The 17,786-nt window shown below is 64.6% G+C and carries 17 protein-coding genes and 1 pseudogene; 9 read left to right on the forward strand and 9 right to left on the reverse strand.

Going from position 1 to position 17,786, the window contains the following annotated elements; all coding sequences use genetic code 11:
• The first annotated feature begins 1,041 nt into the window (after positions 1 to 1,041).
• A complete protein-coding gene (locus tag ABZ942_RS19250) occupies positions 1,042 to 1,380 on the forward strand; it encodes a DUF6300 family protein (RefSeq protein ID WP_357383720.1) in 339 nt (112 codons plus the stop codon).
• Here ABZ942_RS19250 and dnaE read toward each other — a convergent pair.
• From dnaE to ABZ942_RS19270, 4 genes are all read right to left on the reverse strand, one after another.
• Complete coding sequence (gene dnaE, locus ABZ942_RS19255) at positions 1,364 to 4,924, reverse strand: DNA polymerase III subunit alpha (protein WP_357384555.1); 3,561 nt, start codon at positions 4,922 to 4,924, stop codon at positions 1,364 to 1,366. The genes ABZ942_RS19250 and dnaE overlap by 17 nt on opposite strands.
• Positions 4,925 to 5,148: 224 nt before the next feature.
• Positions 5,149 to 6,108, reverse strand: coding sequence for a LysR family transcriptional regulator (locus ABZ942_RS19260; RefSeq protein ID WP_357383722.1), 960 nt, complete (start codon positions 6,106 to 6,108; stop codon positions 5,149 to 5,151).
• Positions 6,109 to 6,165: 57 nt separating this feature from the next.
• Positions 6,166 to 7,026: a class I SAM-dependent methyltransferase gene (locus ABZ942_RS19265; RefSeq protein ID WP_357383724.1), complete on the reverse strand. Its 861-nt coding sequence runs from the start codon at positions 7,024 to 7,026 to the stop codon at positions 6,166 to 6,168.
• A gap of 241 nt (positions 7,027 to 7,267) precedes the next feature.
• Positions 7,268 to 7,705, reverse strand: coding sequence for a MarR family winged helix-turn-helix transcriptional regulator (locus ABZ942_RS19270; protein WP_357383725.1), 438 nt, complete (start codon positions 7,703 to 7,705; stop codon positions 7,268 to 7,270).
• Positions 7,706 to 7,760: 55 nt separating this feature from the next.
• On the opposite strand from ABZ942_RS19270, the gene ABZ942_RS19275 reads away from it, so the two are divergent.
• The gene (locus ABZ942_RS19275) at positions 7,761 to 8,573 is read left to right on the forward strand and encodes an alpha/beta hydrolase (protein ID WP_357383727.1); all 813 of its coding nucleotides are present in this window, start codon (positions 7,761 to 7,763) and stop codon (positions 8,571 to 8,573) included.
• A gap of 82 nt (positions 8,574 to 8,655) precedes the next feature.
• A complete protein-coding gene (locus tag ABZ942_RS19280) occupies positions 8,656 to 8,805 on the forward strand; it encodes a hypothetical protein (RefSeq protein WP_357383729.1) in 150 nt (49 codons plus the stop codon).
• Positions 8,806 to 8,914: 109 nt separating this feature from the next.
• Here ABZ942_RS19280 and ABZ942_RS19285 read toward each other — a convergent pair whose 3' ends face one another.
• From ABZ942_RS19285 to ABZ942_RS19295, 3 genes are all read right to left on the reverse strand, one after another.
• Positions 8,915 to 9,070 carry a hypothetical protein gene (locus ABZ942_RS19285; protein WP_357383731.1) on the reverse strand — a complete coding sequence of 52 codons (156 nt, stop codon included), beginning with the start codon at positions 9,068 to 9,070 and terminating at the stop codon, positions 8,915 to 8,917.
• The gene (locus ABZ942_RS19290) at positions 9,067 to 9,894 is read right to left on the reverse strand and encodes a hypothetical protein (protein ID WP_357383733.1); all 828 of its coding nucleotides are present in this window, start codon (positions 9,892 to 9,894) and stop codon (positions 9,067 to 9,069) included. Before ABZ942_RS19290 ends, ABZ942_RS19285 begins: the two co-directional genes overlap by 4 nt.
• 67 nt (positions 9,895 to 9,961) lie before the next feature.
• Entirely contained in the window at positions 9,962 to 11,161 is a 1,200-nt protein-coding gene (locus ABZ942_RS19295; protein WP_357383735.1) for a dipeptidase, read from the reverse strand.
• Between the two features lie 241 nt (positions 11,162 to 11,402).
• Between ABZ942_RS19295 and ABZ942_RS19300 the strand changes: the two genes are divergently transcribed.
• The 3 genes from ABZ942_RS19300 (at position 11,403) to ABZ942_RS19310 (ending at position 13,237) form a co-directional block, all read left to right on the forward strand.
• On the forward strand, positions 11,403 to 11,717 hold the full coding sequence (locus ABZ942_RS19300) for an SDR family NAD(P)-dependent oxidoreductase (protein WP_357383737.1): 315 nt from the start codon (positions 11,403 to 11,405) through the stop codon (positions 11,715 to 11,717).
• 115 nt (positions 11,718 to 11,832) lie between these two features.
• Positions 11,833 to 12,999, forward strand: a complete 1,167-nt coding sequence (locus ABZ942_RS19305) for a DUF2252 family protein (protein ID WP_357383739.1) — start codon at positions 11,833 to 11,835, stop codon at positions 12,997 to 12,999.
• Positions 12,977 to 13,237: a DUF2252 family protein gene (locus ABZ942_RS19310; protein ID WP_357383741.1), complete on the forward strand. Its 261-nt coding sequence runs from the start codon at positions 12,977 to 12,979 to the stop codon at positions 13,235 to 13,237. The genes ABZ942_RS19305 and ABZ942_RS19310 overlap by 23 nt, the downstream gene beginning before the upstream one ends.
• Positions 13,238 to 13,455: 218 nt before the next feature.
• Here ABZ942_RS19310 and ABZ942_RS19315 read toward each other — a convergent pair whose 3' ends face one another.
• Positions 13,456 to 14,352 carry an alpha/beta hydrolase gene (locus tag ABZ942_RS19315; protein ID WP_357383743.1) on the reverse strand — a complete coding sequence of 299 codons (897 nt, stop codon included), beginning with the start codon at positions 14,350 to 14,352 and terminating at the stop codon, positions 13,456 to 13,458.
• A gap of 99 nt (positions 14,353 to 14,451) precedes the next feature.
• Between ABZ942_RS19315 and ABZ942_RS19320 the strand changes: the two genes are divergently transcribed.
• On the forward strand, positions 14,452 to 14,838 hold the full coding sequence (locus ABZ942_RS19320; RefSeq protein WP_357383745.1) for a helix-turn-helix domain-containing protein: 387 nt from the start codon (positions 14,452 to 14,454) through the stop codon (positions 14,836 to 14,838).
• Positions 14,839 to 15,208: 370 nt separating this feature from the next.
• Here the strand turns inward: ABZ942_RS19320 and ABZ942_RS19325 are convergent, their stop codons facing one another.
• Positions 15,209 to 16,462 carry an MFS transporter gene (locus tag ABZ942_RS19325; RefSeq protein WP_357383747.1) on the reverse strand — a complete coding sequence of 418 codons (1,254 nt, stop codon included), beginning with the start codon at positions 16,460 to 16,462 and terminating at the stop codon, positions 15,209 to 15,211.
• Positions 16,463 to 16,527: 65 nt separating this feature from the next.
• Between ABZ942_RS19325 and ABZ942_RS19330 the strand changes: the two genes are divergently transcribed.
• Positions 16,528 to 17,505 carry a DUF5937 family protein gene (locus ABZ942_RS19330; protein ID WP_357383749.1) on the forward strand — a complete coding sequence of 326 codons (978 nt, stop codon included), beginning with the start codon at positions 16,528 to 16,530 and terminating at the stop codon, positions 17,503 to 17,505.
• A 64-nt stretch (positions 17,506 to 17,569) separates the two neighbouring features.
• Positions 17,570 to 17,764: pseudogene (locus ABZ942_RS19335) on the forward strand (cytochrome P450); the annotation flags it as partial.
• Positions 17,765 to 17,786 lie beyond the last annotated feature (22 nt).

Raw genomic sequence — 17,786 nt, forward strand, 5'->3', positions numbered from 1 at the left:
GCCCGATCACCGAGCTAGTGCCCATCCACCAACCCTTTGTATAACCCCCACACCAGCTATACCGGGGGTGAGGGTCACACAAAGGGTGAGCGGCCTCCAATTCGCCACGCGGACAGCGGAATCGGCACCCCGTGTCGGGTTCGTGCACTCGGATTAGGGCCAATGCCGGGCGGATTCCGGAAGAGGGCGCGGATCCGTGGTCGAAACCGGCTACAGCACCGGCCACGAGTGCTCGGCTCCCTACCTCGCCAAGCCGAAAGCGGAATTCGCACTCTCACTCGGGACCTGCACTGTCTTTAGGGCCCTATTCCGCCCCAGTGCAGATCCCGAGTCAGAGTGCAGATCCTCGAGCACACCGGCTGCGGACCACCCGGCGGGGCTGATCGACTGGCAGAACCGCTACCGATCACCTTGTGGGGCTGGTCGACAACCAGAACCGTCACCGACCACTTCGCGGGGATGGTGGACCACCAGAACCGTCACCGACGACCCGCTGTTGTCCAAAGCGTTTGTGACGCAACCACAGCCAGATGACCACCTCCGCAACGCGACACCGCGCGCCTGACGTGCACCTAAAGCCGGGTACGGCACACGACGCGCCCACACTACTCACAGGAAAACAGGGATCGGTCTTCAGCTCATTGAGCTGGTCACCTTGGGAAATCCTTAGGTGCACTTGCCCGGATAGGTATACCCGTCCGAGGGAATGACCGGATGGTGCTGAGCACGTCAGGTGGGGTCCCCGGCTTTCTCTTCCGCAGCCTGTGATGGGCAACGCTCGAGTTCCAGCGTGCGGACTGGCTGTGGTCCGGTTGAAAGAAGCTGGGGAAAACAAGCCGAGCCGAACGATCGTTGGTGCCGTCGAGTCGAGTCAAAGGGTCGTCGGCGCCATCGAGCCGAGTCAAAGGGTCGCTGTTGAAGATCGTTTAACGACCATATGACTCGACTCGATGGCGGGGCGGGCGTTATGTACAACCAGCGGTTGGGGATTGGGTGTTTTGTTTGTTGGACAAGGCATTTGGGATCTAGTGGAATCATTCCGTGCTGGATCTGGAGATTGCGTATGTCGACGATTTGCCGTGCCATCGGTGCGCGGGCAGCTTGATTTGTGCAGTGCGGGTCCCGCATTCTTTCCTGCGGGTGGACGGATTCGAGGTGCGTGGGATCAGAACCGTCGGTCTCTGCCCGCGCTGTGACAGCGAAAGCTCTGCCGTGCGCGCAGTGATCGAACACATCGTTCGCCACGGGGATATCGTGCACGCAGACCTGCTCGAAATTGCCGCTCTGCTCAGCGAATTGGCGATGCAGGCGATACCTGCGGACGCAGACGAGGAATTGATGGGCGCTGCCGCCGCGGAGTTCGTCAGGGCAACACTTTGACCCCGCGCAGCGCCCGCAACTCACCGAGCAACGCCGGGCTCACCGCCACCGGGTAGTCGGCGATCGCGAGCGTCGTCCGCTTCGCCCGGTGGCACAGCACGATCCGCACCGGAGTGTTGCCGTGATGGGCTTGCAGCGCCGACTTGAGTTCCAAAACGCTGTCACGGCTGGTGCTTCTGGCGTTGAGCTCCAGCATCAAGGGCGGGCGCTGTTGGCCGCCGTCCAGATAGCTCACGTCGAGTACCGCGACGTGTGAGCCGAACACCGACATCTTGTCCTCGCGCCAGTTGACCCGACCCTCCACCGCCACCACGGCATCGACGGACAGATCCGTGGCGAACACGCTGTAGCTCTTCGGGAAAAACAGCACCTCGATCGAGGCGTCGAGATCCTCCACTACGGCGATCGCCCAGCTCTCGCCTTTCTTGTTCACCCGACGCTCGAGCGAGGAGATGATCCCCGCGACCGTGACCGTCCCCTCCTGCGGCGGATTGGCGAGCACCCCCGCGATCGGTTTCGGCGCGTTCTTGCGCAGGATGTGGTCGGCGCCGTCCAGCGGATGGCCAGAAACATACAGTCCCAGCATTTCTCGCTCCAGCGCGAGCATGTCCTTACGCGGCCATTCGTCCGCGTCGAAGCGCAGATGGGCAAGGGGTGAGGAATCGCCGGCTGTCTCCTCGGCGCCTTCCAGACCGAACAGATCGAACTGCCCCATCGCCTCCTGGCGTTTCAGGCCGGTGACCGCGTCCACCGCTTCCTCGTGCACGGCGATGAGCGCTTTGCGATGATGACCGAAGGAGTCGAAGGCACCGGCCTTGATGAGCGATTCCAGGACACGCTTGTTGCAGCACACCAACTGCGACTTCTCGACAAAGTTCGCGAACGAGGTGTATTTGCCTTTGGCGCTGCGGGTTTCGATGATCGAGTCGACGACGTTGGCCCCCACATTGCGCACGCCGCCGAGCCCGAACCGGATGTCGGTGCCCACGGCGGCGAAGCGCAGCGAGGACTCGTTGACGTCCGGCGCAAGGACTTTGACGCCGAGCTGCCTGCATTCGGCGAGGTAGATGGCCGACTTGTCCTTGTTGTCGGACACCGAAGTCAGCAGCGCCGCCATGTATTCGGCTTGATAGTTGGCCTTGAGGTAGGCGGTCCAGTAGCCGACCAGTGCGTATCCTGCCGCGTGCGACTTGTTGAAGGCGTATCCGGCGAACGGCAGCACGGTGTCCCACAGCGCCTGCACCGCCTCGTCGGAGAATCCGTTGTCCCGCATGCCCGCTCGGAACCCGTCGAACTCCTTCTGCAGCACGTCGAGCTTCTTCTTACCCATCGCTCGGCGTAGCACGTCCGCGCGCCCCATGGAGAAGCCCGCGACTCGCTGCGCGATCTGCATGATCTGCTCCTGATAGACGACCAACCCGTAGGTCTCGGCGAGAATGTCGCGCAGCGGCTCCGCGAGTTCCGCGTGGATCGGCTCGATCCGCTGCCTGTCGTTCTTGCGGTCGGCATAGTTGTTGTGCGTGTTCATCGCCATCGGCCCCGGCCGGTACAGGGCGTTGACGGCGATGATGTCCTCGAAGCCGGTCGGCCCGAGCCGCCGGAGCAGGTCACGCATAGCGCCACCGTCGAGCTGGAAAACGCCGAGACTGTCACCGCGGCCGAGCAATTCGTAGGTTTTCGGATCGTCGGTGCCGAGCGAGTCCAGGTCGATCGTCTCGCCGCGATTGGCCTGGATATTGTCGATCGCGTCGCCGATCACCGTGAGGTTGCGCAGGCCGAGGAAGTCCATCTTGAGCAGGCCGATGGCCTCGCAGGACGGGTAATCCCAGCCGGTGATCACCGCGCCGTCGTCGCGTCGCCACAGCGGTGTCACGTCGACCAGCGGTTCGGACGACATGATCACCGCACAGGCATGCACGCCCGCGTTGCGGATCAAACCCTCGAGGCCGCGCGCGGTATCCATGATGGTGGCGACGTCGCTGTCGGTCTCGATCAGCGCCCTGACCTCGGCCGCCTCCGGGTACCGCTCGTGCGACGGATCGGTGATGCCGGACAACGGAATGTCCTTGGCGGCCACCGGCGGTGGCAACGCCTTCGAGATCCGGTCGGCGACAGCGAAGCCGGCCTGACCGTAGTGGACGCGCGCGGAGTCTTTGATCGCCGCCTTCGTTTTGATCTTGCCGAAAGTGATCACCTGCGCGACGCGATCGGAACCGTACTTCTCCGTCGCGTAGCGCACCATCTCGCCGCGGCGGCGATCATCGAAGTCCATGTCGATATCGGGCATGGACACGCGTTCGGGATTGAGGAATCGCTCGAACAGCAGGCCGTGCGCGATCGGGTCCAGGTTGGTGATGCCCATGGCGTAGGAGACCAGCGACCCGGCGGCCGACCCGCGGCCCGGGCCGACTCGGATGCCTTCTCGGCGTGCGTGATTCATCAGGTCCGCGGTGATCAGGAAGTAGGCGGGGAAGCCCTTGTCCACGATGATGTCGATTTCGAACTCTGCCCTGCGCACGTACTCCTCGGTCACCCCGTCCGGAAACCGACGGTCGAGTCCGCGCATGACTTCGGCGCGGAACCACGAGTTCGCGTCGTAGCCCTGCGGGGCTTCATAGATCGGCATGCGGTCGGTGTGCGCCCACACTTCGGCGTAGGACTCGACTCGTTCGGCGATCAGCAAGGTGTTGTCCGCTGCGCCGGGCACCTGGGTGTCCCAGTACGTGCGCATCTCCTGGGCCGACTGCAGGTAGTAGCCGTTGCCGTCGAATTTGAATCTGGTTGGGTCGCTGAGGGTTTTACCGGCCTGCACGCACAGCAGTGCGGCGTGCGCCTCGGACTGGTCCTTGCTCACATAGTGCGAGTCGTTGGTGGCCAGCGGCGGCAGGCCGAGTTTGGTGCTGATCTCGAGCAGTCCGTCGCGGACCGATCGCTCGATCGGCAGGCCATGATCCATCAACTCGACGAAGAAGTTGTCCTTGCCGAAGATGTCGCGGTAGTCGGACGCGGCCTGCATAGCCTCGGCGGGCTGGCCGAGGCGCAGCCTGGTCTGGACCTCGCCGGACGGGCAACCGGTGGTGGCGATGATGCCGGAGGCATGCGCGGCGATCAGTTCGCGGTCCATCCGTGGTTTGCGGTAGTAGCCCTCCATGCTGGCCAGCGACGACAGCTTGAACAGGTTGCGCAGGCCCCGAGGATTCTGCGCCAGCATGGTCATGTGGGTGTAGGCGCCACCGCCGGAGACGTCTCCGCCGACACCCTCGCCGTTGGATCCGCGCTGGCCCGCCTGACCCCAGAACACCGGCTTCTTGTGGTGCCTGCTGCCCGGGGCCAGATAGGCCTCGATGCCGATGATGGGTTTGATGCCCGCCTTGGTGGCGACCTGGTAGAACTCGTCCGCGCCGAACATGTTTCCGTGATCGGTCATGCCGACTGCGGTCATGCCGAGCCTGCCTGCCTCGTCGAACAGCGGTTTGATCTTCGCCGCACCGTCCAACATCGAGTATTCGGTGTGGACGTGCAGGTGAACGAACGTAGACAACAGACGCCCTCCAAGATGCGACCCGGGGTTCGGATCGCCCTATTCGAGCCGAGCAGGGGAGTGCGGATCAAACAATCGACACGCGTTGGTGGACAACCGATGGTTGTCCGTGCTGGCAGTTCCGTTGTCATGGAAGAGGTGCTGGCGAATTCGGCGCGCGTGGCGGGGCGAGTTGCCGAGGGAAGCGATGCTGTCCGCGCGGCGGTAGATCTGGCGTGCCGGGTCGGTCAGGCGGCCGAGCCGGATGCTTTGCCCCAGAGTCCGCTGCTCAGTTCGGCCGTTGGCAGCCAATGGATTTCGGGATCATACGGCTGGAAGCCGGCCGCGACATAGTTGATGAGGCGGGGCAGCACGGGATGTCGATTCCGTGGCTGCCACAGCATGGAATGCGGGTAACCGGGTATCGGCTCGACGATCGGGATCTGCACGACCTCGGGATGCCATGGGGCGCGCAGTCTTTCGCCGGTGAAGACGAAGCTGTCCGCGGAGTCGGCGATGTCGTCGAGCAGATGATCCAAGCCGAAGTCGGGGCCCGAGGTGTCGATGGTGAGGTGGAAGTCGGCGGCGAGATCGTCGTAGAACTGGGCCCATTCGCTCTCTGGTTCGTTGCCTGGCATCCGCGCCACCGAATCGGTCAGCTCGCTCAGCCGAATTCGACGGTTGCCGGCCAGCGGATGCTTGCGGCCGATCAGGATGTGCAGTGGCTCGAGGTAGGCGGGCAGGTATTCGATCGAGGGGTCGAGCGCGCCGACGACCCTGGCGAAGGCGACGTCGATCGCGCCGTTGACGAGCGCGGACCGGCCGCTGCGCAGTCCGCTGGAGGTGATGATGTCGACCTCGACGCCAGCGTGTGCGTGGTGGAAGTCCCTGATCAATTCGGTTGCCGCGAGCCGAGTTTCGAGCACGTCGACCCGCAGGGGACGGACTCGTCCGCGGACCGATTCACTGGCCTGGTCGGCCAGTGTGATGAGCGCCCTGGCATGCGGCAGGAAGGTGGCGCCGTCCTCGGTGAGGCCGCTCCCGTTGCGCGAGCGCTGGAACAGCGTGGCGCCCAGACCGGCCTCCAGCTTGGCGATTCGCTTGGAGATCGCCTGCTGGGTCAGCCCGAGTTGGTCCGCGGCCTCGCCGAAATGCTGCAGGTCGGCGATGGCGACGAACGCGCGGACCGCACCGAGGTCCAATTCCACCCGGACTCCTCTCACAACAACCGGTTGTCGGCACGATACCGGCTGTCGGAGCTGTCGCTAGCCAGTCCCGTTCGGCTTGGTTGCGGTCAGGGCGTACAGCAGGGGGATGTGGGGGTCGGTGGGAGGTAGTTGCCACCAGCCGGTTTGGGCGTCGCGGATCATGCGGTCGAAGCGGGGCCAGGGGAGTTGCTCGGTTTCGCGGAGTCGGGTGATGGTCAGGCCTGCGTTGATCAGGGCGGTGACGACTTCGCCGACGCCGTGGGCCCATTCGTAGACCGGGGCCGCGTCGGCCGGGAGGGCGGGGCCGTCGGTGTAGGTGTGGGTGCTGTCGTGTTCGACGGGGCCGCGGCCTTGGAGGTAGTCGTTGCGTAGCACCAACTCTTGCCGGTTCGGGTCCGGCTTGGGGCCCATCGAGGTGAGCAGCGGGTGGAATTCCACGACGTAGGCCAGGCCGCCGGGCGCGAGTAGTTCGGCTACTACCGCCGCCCACCGATCGAGGTCCGGCAGGTAACACAGCGAGCCTTTGCCGATGTAGACGATGTCGAATCGGCGGCCGCCGAGCGCTGTCTTCGCTTCGTACACATTGGATTTGACGTAGTCCACGTCGACGCCGTGGTGCTGGGCGATGCGGCGGGCGTGTTCGACGGCCTGGCCGGAGAAGTCGAGGCCGACGGTGCGGGCGCCACGGCGGGCGAATTCGATTGTCTCGGTGCCGAGGTGGCATTGCAGGTGGATCAGGTCGCGATCGGCCAAGGGGCCCAGGTCATCCCATTCGAATGCGGCGAACCACCAGTGCGCCGGGGTGCTGCCATCCGCGCCGTAGAACTGCGAGGCCGCGTGGATGGGAGTGCGTGCGTCCCAGTTGCGTTCGTTGGCCCGCATCAGTTCGACAGTGCCGGAGTCGAATTCGCTGTCCATCGGTCCCCTTGCCTAGTGCCGTTCAGTCGGTGCCGACGGAGTGTGGCGCATCTGCTCGCCGCACTCCGTCCGTAGCTTCGAATCATCCGTCCGGACAACGGATACCACAGTCGCTCCGATCTGCGCCGACGCGAGCGCGCGTCCGTGCAGCCCTCTTGCCGCTCCCGGAACCGTACAGCGTCTTCCCTGCAGGTCGGCGGCATTCGACGTTCGTCGAGGTGTTATGCGGTCCTCGACCGCGTCAGGTTGTCGGGGCGGCGTTGTGTTCGAGCGGTGTGGCCAGGATCTGGTCGAGGAGCTCGCCGAGCGTGTCGATCTGCGCGGGGGATAGTCCGTCGAAGGATCGGTGCTGCGTCTCGCGGACCCGGCGCGCACCCTCGGCGCGGATCTCCTCGCCCTTGGCGGTGAGCCGGTGGCGGACGGCGCGACCGGGGCCCGGCACGCGCTCGATGAGGCCGCGGTCGACCATTCGCGTCGCCAGCGTCCCGAAGGACTGGTCGGTCTGAAAGGTCAGCTGCGCCAGATCATGCAGCGAGGCGTCGGGATGTTGTTCGAGATGCCGCAGCGTGTCCCATTGCACCAGCGAAACGCCGAGGTCGGCGAGTTCGGCGGTGAAAGCGCGGTGGTGGCGGTGTTGCACGCGCTTGATCGACAGAGCTACCGATTCGATCGAGGTCATTGCACGATCATAACTCAGCTTGTTTATATCAGCATGTTTGTATAAGGTTCCTGATATGAACTCAACGATTACCCACACTGTCGATGTCGAGCTCCCCGGAGTCGGCAGCGTTGCGGTCCGGATCAGCGAGCGAGGGGAGGGCCGCCCGATTCTGCTGCTGCACGGCGGGGCAGGCTTGGTCTCGGTTGCCGCCTTCGCCGATCGCTTCGCCGCCGAGCGGCACGCTCGCGTCCTCACCCCCACTCACCCCGGTTTCGATGGCACCGAGCGACCCGAATCACTCACTACCGTCGGCGAACTCGCTGCTCTCTACGTTGCGCTGCTGGACACGCTCGAGCTCACCGATGTCACCGTTGTCGGTAACTCCGTCGGCGGTTGGATCGCGGCCGAACTCGCGCTGCTGCACCCGGATCGGGTGTCCAGCGTGGTTCTCGTCGACGCAGTCGGTATCGAGGCGCCTGATCACCCGATCATCGACTTCTTCGCCCTCGACCTCGCTCAGATCGCGGACTACAGCTATGCGGACCCCGACACCTATCGGATCGACCCGGCACAGCTCAGTCCGGCTGTGCTGCAGGTGATGGCGGCAAATCGCGGCACGCTTCAGGTTTACGGCGGGTCGATGGTCGATCCGACGCTGCGCGGTCGGCTGCCCGAGATCACCTTGCCGACCCTTGTCATCTGGGGCGAGGCCGATCGCGTCACCGACCCGGAGAACGGGCGGGCCTTCGCCGATGCCATCCCCGATGCTCAGCTCGTCATCATGAAGGACACCGGGCACCTTCCGCAGATCGAATCGCCCGCCGAGCTCATCTCGCTGCTGTGGAACTTCGCTGACACTGATGGCTTCGGCCAACCCGCGGCGTGAGCTATCCCGTCGGCTTCGGGTAGGGCGAACTACGTCAACTGACGGATTCGAACACCGGTTGTGCCCAACTAGTTTCGGGTAGGTGGACATGACATCGGGCAAACACACCGTCGACGGCGCGGCCCACGGCGACGTAGCCTTCACCGGCAACCCGCAGAACTCGCTGCAATGGACCACCCAGGAAGTCGCCGGTCGACTCGTCAGTTTTCTTGCACAACACTTGACGAATTGATCAATACTGCCTCAGGCGGTACACCGAACCGCCGCCGTCGTTGGGGCCTTCGCCCTTGCCAGGGCGACCGGCACCGCGCACGGCGGTACCGGGCCGATCGGCCTCGGTGCTAGCGATCCTTCTTGCTCGGCTTGGGCTGGCTGGGAGTCACCTTCGGCCGCGCCGGCATCTGCTTGGTCTGCCCACCGGATTGAAAGACCGATCCGCGCGACTCCGTAGAGGCAGCCTGCGCTTTCCCGGTGCCTCGGTTGAGATGGATAGTCATGCGGGCTCTCCTTGGTTGAGCTCAGCCGTGAAGTAGTGCTTGCGGGCGATCCATCGGAAACCTTCATGCAGGTTGATGGAAGCTACCTCGACCGGTCCTCCCACTGTATCGGGTCCAAGCTTGAATCGAGTGAAGCCCGCAGTGATTTCCACCATGAACCGTGCCAGTGCGATCGCATCCGGCAGTGGCATTCCCGCTGGTACCGGATCCATGGCCTGTGCTGAGAGGATCTTGTCGATCTCGGTGTGGGAGGACTCGTCGATCTTGCTCTTCAGTGCGGCCTCGAGCCGAGCGTCGTAGCCGTTGAACAACCGCTCGACCGCGGCTGGTTTGGCGTAGGCACGGAAGCCGGTTTCGTTGGTGCCCAGCTCGAGGGTAGGGGTCGGATGCATTGTTGTCCCGTGGAACTTCAGTAGCCATGCTTCGGCCTGATCCGATCCCGCAGAGTACCCAGCCACCAGGTATCCCATCTCGCCTGGTATCTCCAGCAGGGCGGCTTCGGTTGCGGCGGTGGCGAACAGTTCGGCTGCTCTGACGGCGATCTGTTCGACTGTGTAGTCGTCGACGTCGACCTTCCAATCTAGGTAGCCGGGGTCACGTCCCATGAGCCGTAGACGAAGAGTTTTGGACAACGTCGAGATACTCGCCGGTCCGATATGGCCCAATCCCCACGTCATTGCTGCGACCGGTAGCGCCCGGTGCAGGTTGAAGATCTTGTCGGCATTGTTGTAGACCTGCTCGCCCAGGGGATGCACCAGTGTGGTCGCAGAGTCAGTCGAAAGGACGATGCCATCGAAGACTTTGACCCACACCGCCACTGTCATCCGGCCATTGTAGAAGCGTTGGCACGTTGACAAGTTGTTGCCATGCAGGGGATTTCATTATGTCCAGTCAGTGCGCGGAACCGTCGAGTTGGTCGATGGTGGCGTTGGCGGGGCGGCGGGTGTGCTGGAGGTCGGTCGCGACCGCTTCGGCGTCGCGGAGGACGCGAACGGCGTTGTGCCAGGTGAGTTTTCCGATGTCGGGGTCGGACCAGCCGCGATCCAGTAGTTCAGCGATGAGGTTCGGGTAACCGGCGACGTTGTCCAGTTTCGCGGGGAAGTAGTTGGCGCCGTCGAAGTCGCCGCCGAGGCCGATGTGGTTGATGCCGGCCACTTCTCGTAGGTGATCGAGGTGGTCGGCGACGGTCGCCACGGTGACCGGTGGGCGGGGGTGGGTGGACTCGAAGGTTCGGCGGCATTCGGTCGCCTCAGGGGACCAGTCCATGCGGTGGAAGCCGTTGGCCTGGACGTATTCGTCGGCTGCGGCGGCCCAGTCCTTGGCGGCGGGTAGTAGGAAGTAGCCGACGAACGCGGCCATCGCTACGCCGCCGTTGGCGGGGAGGGTGGAAAGGACGTCGTCGGGGATGTTGCGTGGATGGTCGCAGATCGCGCGGGCGCAGGAGTGCGAAAAGATTACGGGGGCTTCGGAAATCGTGATCGCCGCGCGCATGGTGTCGGGGGAGACGTGGGACAGGTCGACGAGCATGCCGACGCGGTTCATCTCGCGGACCACCTCGGCGCCGAAGGCGGTGAGCCCGCCCGCTTTTGGTTCGTCGGTGGCCGAATCTGCCCATGGCACATTGTCGTTGTGCGTGAGGGTCATGTACCGCACGCCTAACCGGTGCAGTGCGCGCAGGGTCGCGAGCGAGTTGTTGATGCTGTGTCCGCCCTCGGCACCGATCAACGAGGCGATCCGGCCTGCGGCGCGAGCGGACTCCATTTCGTCGGCGGTACAAGCCAATTGCAGCCGATCGGGGAATCGCTCGGTCAGCGCCCGGACAAAGTCGATTTGCTCCAGAGTCGCGCTGACGGCGGCATCCCCGGCCAAGTTGCTGGGCACAAACACCGACCAGAACTGCGCACCGACCCCACCGGCGCGAAGTCGATCGAGATCTGTGTGCAACCGTCCACTCTGATCCGTCGCCAGATCGACCGCGTCGAGATCGTAGTTGGCCGCGATCCGCATGGCCCACGGAAGATCGTTATGCCCGTCCACCACCGGGGTGTCGCGGAGGATGGCGTGCGCACGAGCGAGCAGAGGTGAATTCACGACTCCGTTCTATACGTGCGCCGCACCCGTGTCGAATGCGTTGGCCGGGACGGGGTATGACTGCCGCTGCAACGTTTCCTATCACGCTGCCGTCGGCCCGGCCGTCGCCAGTGGAAGGGGTGAGGGGGAGAGCCAGGGCAGCAACCATGCGACGTCGCCGTCCTGGATGTCGGTCTCGCAGGTAGCGCAGTAGCGCCGATCCCGGCTGATTTGACCGCAGGGTGTGTGCACGGTTTGGGCCATGGTCGCGGGTTCCGCGGGGTTGACGAATTCGCAGGCATCGAAGGCGGCCCTCTGGTCGGCGACCAACTCGCTTCGCCTCGAACTCGCGCCGCATGGAACGCAGGTCGTCGGGCTACACCTCGGCTATACCGACACCCCGATGACCGCCCGCCTCGACGTACCGAAGAACGACCCGGCCGACATCGTGCGCATTCCGCTCGACGGCGTCGAAGCGGGCGAACTCGAATTCCTCGCCGACGACATCAGCGCGCAGGTGAAGCACAATCTCGCGGCGCCGATCGAAACTATGTACCCACAGCTGGTCGCAGGCTGACCTACTGGTCAACTCGTGCACTTGATGGTTTGCTGTATGTTGCCTGCTGCTCTATAGCGGCTGATGCTGTGACTGGTTTGTTTCCTCCCGGGCCGAGTGCGACGAAGGGACCACGATGAGCACAGAACTCTCTGCGGCCGACCCGATCTCGCCGCCATCGGCGCGGGTCAGGGCCCTCCCGGCGATCGACCGGGACAGCGAGGCAGGCCGCGCGGCGCGAGCGCGTGTGCCGCGGCGGTCCGCGGGAGAGTGGAATCCGAATGATCGCACGGTGTCGGCTCTGGGCAGGCTGCAAGCCCAGGAAGCGGTGCGTGATGCGGAGTTGCTTCCGTTGCGGTACGCGCGGATGTCGTCGTCGGCGTGGGCGTATCTGCGGGGCGCGGCGGCGGTGATGGCTGCGGACCTGGCTACTCGCGAGCATTCGGGATTGATGGTGCAGATGTGCGGGGATGCCCACATCCTCAACTTCGGGCTGTGGGCATCCCCGGAACGACAATTGCTTTTCGACGCGCGCGACTTCGACGAGACATTGCCCGGTCCGTTCGAGTGGGACCTCAAACGTCTCTGTACGAGTGTTTATGTGCTCGCCGCCACGGAGGGAATCGCGACATCGACGGCTGACGCGGCAGCCACGGCGGCGGTCGACGGCTATCGCTCGGCGATGCGCCGTTACGCCAATTCGGGTGAGCTGGAGGTGTGGTACGACCGGATCACCGCGGATGTGCCGTTGCAACACCTCACCTCGCAGTTCGCCAAGGACGCGAAAAAGACGATCGGCAAGGCGAGCAAGAAGCGCTCGCAAGAGGGTACGGCTCGTCAGTTGGTCACCGAAGAGAACGGGCAGCGTCGTATCGCCGAAGATCCGATAAAACGCCGCCATGTCAGCCTGACCGATGCGGATGAGATCAGGGTGTACGAACAAATCTTCGACACATATCTGGCGTCGATCCCGCCCCATCTGATTCGGCTCGTCGGGCGATTCTCCCGGCTGGATACGGTCCAGCAGGTGGTCGGGGTCGGGAGCGTCGGCATGCGCGTCTACCTGCATCTCATGGAGGGCGACAGCGGGGAGCTGGTGTTCTTCCAGATGAAGCAGGCGACCGCCTCGGTGTACGAGGAATTCCTCGGCGCGAGCGCGTTCGGCAACCATGGCGAGCGGGTCTGTGTCGGTCAGCGGTTGATGCAATCCGCGAGCGACATCTTTCTCGGTCACGTACGTGCGGACGGGGATCGACTACTACGCACGACAATTCCGCGACATGAAGATAATTCCCAGCGGTAGTAAGATCGCGGGCTACTTGCCGCAGTTCGCCGAGACGTGTGGCGCGGCGCTGGCCAAATCACACGCCCGCAGCGGCGAACCCGAGGCGATCGACGCGTACATCGGAAAAGGTGCGGCGTTCGCCGCCGGGATTCTCGACTTTGCCCGAAAGTACGCCGCGCAAACCCATACCGATCACGCCGATTTGGTGCAGGCTATCGCGGCGGGCGACGTGAAAGCTGCTGAGCGGGGCTGGTGATCACTGCCACGTCAGTGTGCATGGCGCACAAACCCTTTCACCGGTCGAGTGCGGCCGCCATACGGTCGAGGTCGGCGAGGAATTCGGCGCGATGCTGCTCGAGTGCGGCGTCGGCCATGCGTTGATCGATGGCGTAGAAGGCGGCGCGTGCCGCGGCGAGGCGGCGGTGCCCTTCGTTGGTGAGATGGGCAGGCAGTGCTCGACCGTGGTCGGTTCAGCTAGTTGTGAATCGCGTTGCCGCCGAGGCTTGTTGACTTGAGCGCTGACTTGTCTTCGGCGGCAAGGAAATCAGTCAAGAGATCGAGTAGCTGTGTGGTGCCGTCCAATGGAATGATGTGCCCGCAGTCGGGGATCACGTGGCCGACCAGGTTGTCGGTGATCGGGCGCAGTTGGCGCTCGAGGGCGTCGCCGACGGGGTGGGCGCCGATGGCCATGGTGGGGACGGTCAGTCTGCCGGTTGCGGCGGCTTGCTCGAGCTGGCGGGCGCTGGTGGGCATGGCTCGGTAGTAGGAGAATGCGCAGCGCAGTGCGTCGGGGCCGGTGTAGGCGGCGACGAAGGCGTCACGGATTTCATCGGGTATGCCGCGGCCGTGGGTGCCGGTGGTGAGGAACCAGTCGATGTAGTCGGATTCGTTTCCGGCGAGCACGGTTTCGGCGAGGCCGGGCACCGAATGGAAGCCGAACCACCAAGGTGCGCCGCCGGCCAGGAAACCCTCGGCGCCGGGCAGCGCGCCCAGCAGCGATTCCATGAGTACCAGCCTTCGCACTCGCTCGGGGCGGCGCATGGCCAGCAGGAACGCGGCCGGTGTGCTCGCGTCGATCGCCACGATTGTCGCGGCAGGCTCGTCGAGTGCGTCGAGCAGCCCTTCGGCATCGGCGGCCAGGGTGCCTGCGTCGTAGCCGTCGGTCGCGCGGGTGGCCGCGCCGAGGCCGCGCAGATCCGGTGCGATGACTCGATGCTGTTGGGCGAGTGGGCCGATCACCTCGCGCCACAGTTGCCAGGTGTGCGGGAATCCGTGCAGTAGCAACACCGCGGGCCCTTCGCCGGCAATCGCGACTTCGGTCCGGATGTTGTTGGTTGCGATGTGCCGCAACGAGATAGTGGGCAGAGTCACTGAATTCTCCTAGGTGGTAACCATCAGTTACCAACTGAGGCTAGGTACCGTTAATCTCGGTGCCAAGAAGGCACTTTTACCTCAGGTGGTGAGTTCCAGGTGACTACCCGTTCCGTCGGCGAACGTGGCGATGTGTTCGACCCGAAATGCCCGACGCGTCATCTGCTGGACCGTATCGGTACCAAGTGGGTGTCGATGGTCGTCAAGCTGCTCGCCGAGGCCGCTCCCGGCGAGGTGCGTTTCGCCGAGCTGCGGCGTCGGATGCCCGGCGTCTCGCAGAAGATGCTGTCGGTCACTCTGCAAGGTCTGACCCAGGACGGTCTCGTCGCCCGGCGGGTGGAGCCGACAGTGCCACCGCGGGTGCACTATCGGCTCACCGATTTGGGTCTGTCACTCGAGGTGCCACTCGCCGCGCTCCGGGCGTGGGCCGAGGAGCATATGTCCGAGATCGACCGTGCACTCCCGTCGGAGCCTCGGCCGCGCTGATCTGCGCACCACGGTGTTGCGCACACGTGTGTGATGGCGACCCAACCGGGCCACCGCGCGTCGTCTGTTGTTGGAGCCCTTGACTGTTCGGGATACCGATTTGGCCAGTCGGCGCTGCTTGCGCAATCCGGCCGCTAAATCGCTTGAAGATCGATACCATCGCGAACGCGCTAACCCTCTAATTCAGGGGATGTCTGCGTCACTGTAGGCAAGGGGGAAGGGAAGGTCCGCAGATTCCCTCAGCCAGATCCTAATCCGACCTGACCGCCGAGAACCGCTGTCTACCAGCGGGTTTCGCCGGACCTCGCTGGCAGACATCCACAACTGGTCGCTGGCCGACGGTTCGTCAGGGCGCATGAATCACTGAAACCTACGCGGACAGCACATCTCGATCAGGAGAGTCCGAATCGGCGTCTGTTGCGAGCCGAGACTGGTCACGCATCGCGTGGAACAGGGTGGGCGCCGCGAGTAGTAACGCGATCCCGCGGAGTCCGCCGGCGGCGAGATACGGCGCGCGCAGTCCGAGCAGATGTGCCACCAGTCCGCCGGTCAGTGCGCCGAGCGGGATCAGTCCCCAACCGACCATCTTGTAGACGCTGCTGACCCGTCCGAACAGCTCGGTCGGCACGGTTTCCTGTCGGAGGCTGATGACCACGATGTTCCAGAGCGTGACGACGAAGCCGTTGACCGCCAGCATGCTGCCCAGCACGAACCCGTTCGGGCTCAGTCCGATGCCAACGAAGACAACGACATTGGTGCCGAGTGCGGTGAGCAGCGCGGGAAGTGCGCCGATCTTTTCGATGATGCGTGCGTTGAGCAGACCGCCGAGCACGCTGCCGATCGCGGCGCAAGCGAGCAGCAGACCATAGCCGGCGGTGTCGATCCGCAACGTCTGAGTCGCGAGCAAGACGAGCACTACGTTGCCGACCTGCCCGCAGAAAGCGTTGACACCGAGCAGGATTGCGAGTGTGCGCAGCAGCCGGTGCTGGGCCAGCCAGCGCAAGCCGTCCGCGATCGGTCGATGCTCGACCACCGGCCTGCGCCGCCTGGGCAGTGTCGACACCAACACGGCGGACGCAGCAAACGTGACAGCATCCAGCCCGAACGGCAGCGCCGCGGCAACGGCGAACAGGAGACCGCCCAACGGTGGTCCCAGGAACTGCTTGCCGACCGTTACCGCCGTCTGCTGATTGCCATTCGCCTTGTGTAGCAACGACTTCGCGACAATGTCCGCCAGATTGGCCTGTGCCGCGATGCTGAAAACGACATCGCACGCCCCCAACCCGAAGGCGGCGCATACCAGCACAAAGATGTCGACGTGGCCGACGACGGCAAGGACTGCGACGACACCGACGATTACCGCCTGGATCGCTTGCGAGCGCCACATCAGGCCGACCGGATCGCGCCGGTCTATCAGGGCGCCTGCGTGCAGCGACAATAGCAACCAGGGCAGATACATCGCGGCAGCCACGAGCGACATGAGTCGAGGGTCGTGGGTGATCGTCACTGTCAGCAGCGGAACTGCTGCGGCGAAGGCGCCATCGCCGACGTTGCTGATACCCGCCGCCCACCAGGACCGCCAGTAGGCGCGAGACAGGCGTGGCGCAACGTTTGTCCGGGTCATCTCGAGATCGTCTGGGTTTCGGCGCCGTCGCGACAGTATTTAGGTCAGTGCTACACACTCGAATGATGACCTTGCGGATCGATCTTGGCGTTGCCGAGCTGGCGGCTACGCGCTTCGCGATCTCGCCGCTGTCGGAGACGGTGTCCGGGCTGCAACAACTCGCGGGCCACCAGCGGCGGGCCAGTAACCTGCCTTGGTTGCGATGGGCGGCCGACGAGCTCGCCGGGGATCCACTCGACCTGCCACTCACCTGGCCGCTGATCGCAAACGTGCGCGCGAGCTGGCCCGAATTTCTGGTCCCCGCACCGGTGGGCGCCGAGTCAGCTATCACCGATGATCTGGCTGCGTTGCAACGCACCAGCGCCGGGCAGGTGCGGGCCAGCCTACGATACGTGTTCGGCGAGACACTTCCGGGGAGCGTCGCCTCGCTCGCCGTCCGGCCGGCCGCCGGATTGCGTGCGATCGCGGCGGAATTGCTTGCGGCACATGACCGCCTCGTCGCCCCGCACTGGTCACGTATCCGGGCGGTCCTTGATGCCGACGTCAGTTATCGCGCCAAGCAGCTGGTCGCCGGTGGCGCCGAGAAGTTGTTCGCCGACCTGCACCCGGATCTGCAGTGGCGCGACGGTCGGCTGCTGCTGCGGCGACCACGGACCGAACGTCCGGTGAACCTCGGACCGGGTGGGCTTGTCCTGATCCCCGTCGTTCTCGGCTCTCCCGAAGTGCTGATCAAGAAGAGCACGTCCACTCAGACCACAGTGCGGTATCCAGCAAGAGGTATCGGAGCGCTGTGGACTGCGGGCACGCAGACGCCCGCGGCCAGCACGGTCCGCTTACTCGGCCGGGTGCGGACCGAACTGCTCGAAACGTTGCGATCTCCCGCGACGACCGGGGACTTGGCTCGGATGTTCGGTGTCACGCCCAGCGCGGTGTCGCAGCATCTGCGCGTACTGCGCGACAGCGGGCTCATCGCTCGGGAGCGATCGGGGCGCAACGTGCGGTATGCCATTACCGCCCTTGGCATTCGCCTGCTCTCGGAGTAACGCGTTGCATATCCAACGGGGCTTTCGTAGGGGAGTGTGTGGTCGAGGAGCAAGGCGGTTATGCAGTGCGGGGCCGCACGCTTGCCCAGCGCGCTCCGCCGCGTACCTGGTCGCTCAGGAAGCCGTGGACCAGCTACTGGACATCCTGCCCGACCTCGAATTATCCGTCCCCGCAGCCGAATTGGCCTGGCGGCCGGGGCCGTTCCACCGTGCGCTCGCGACCTTGCCGGTGCGGTTCCCGCCGGTCTGCGCCGAATGAGCAAGCTGAACCCCGCGCTAGA

It is taken from the genome of Nocardia sp. NPDC046473 (genome assembly GCF_040645995.1).
GTDB lineage: Bacteria > Actinomycetota > Actinomycetes > Mycobacteriales > Mycobacteriaceae > Nocardia.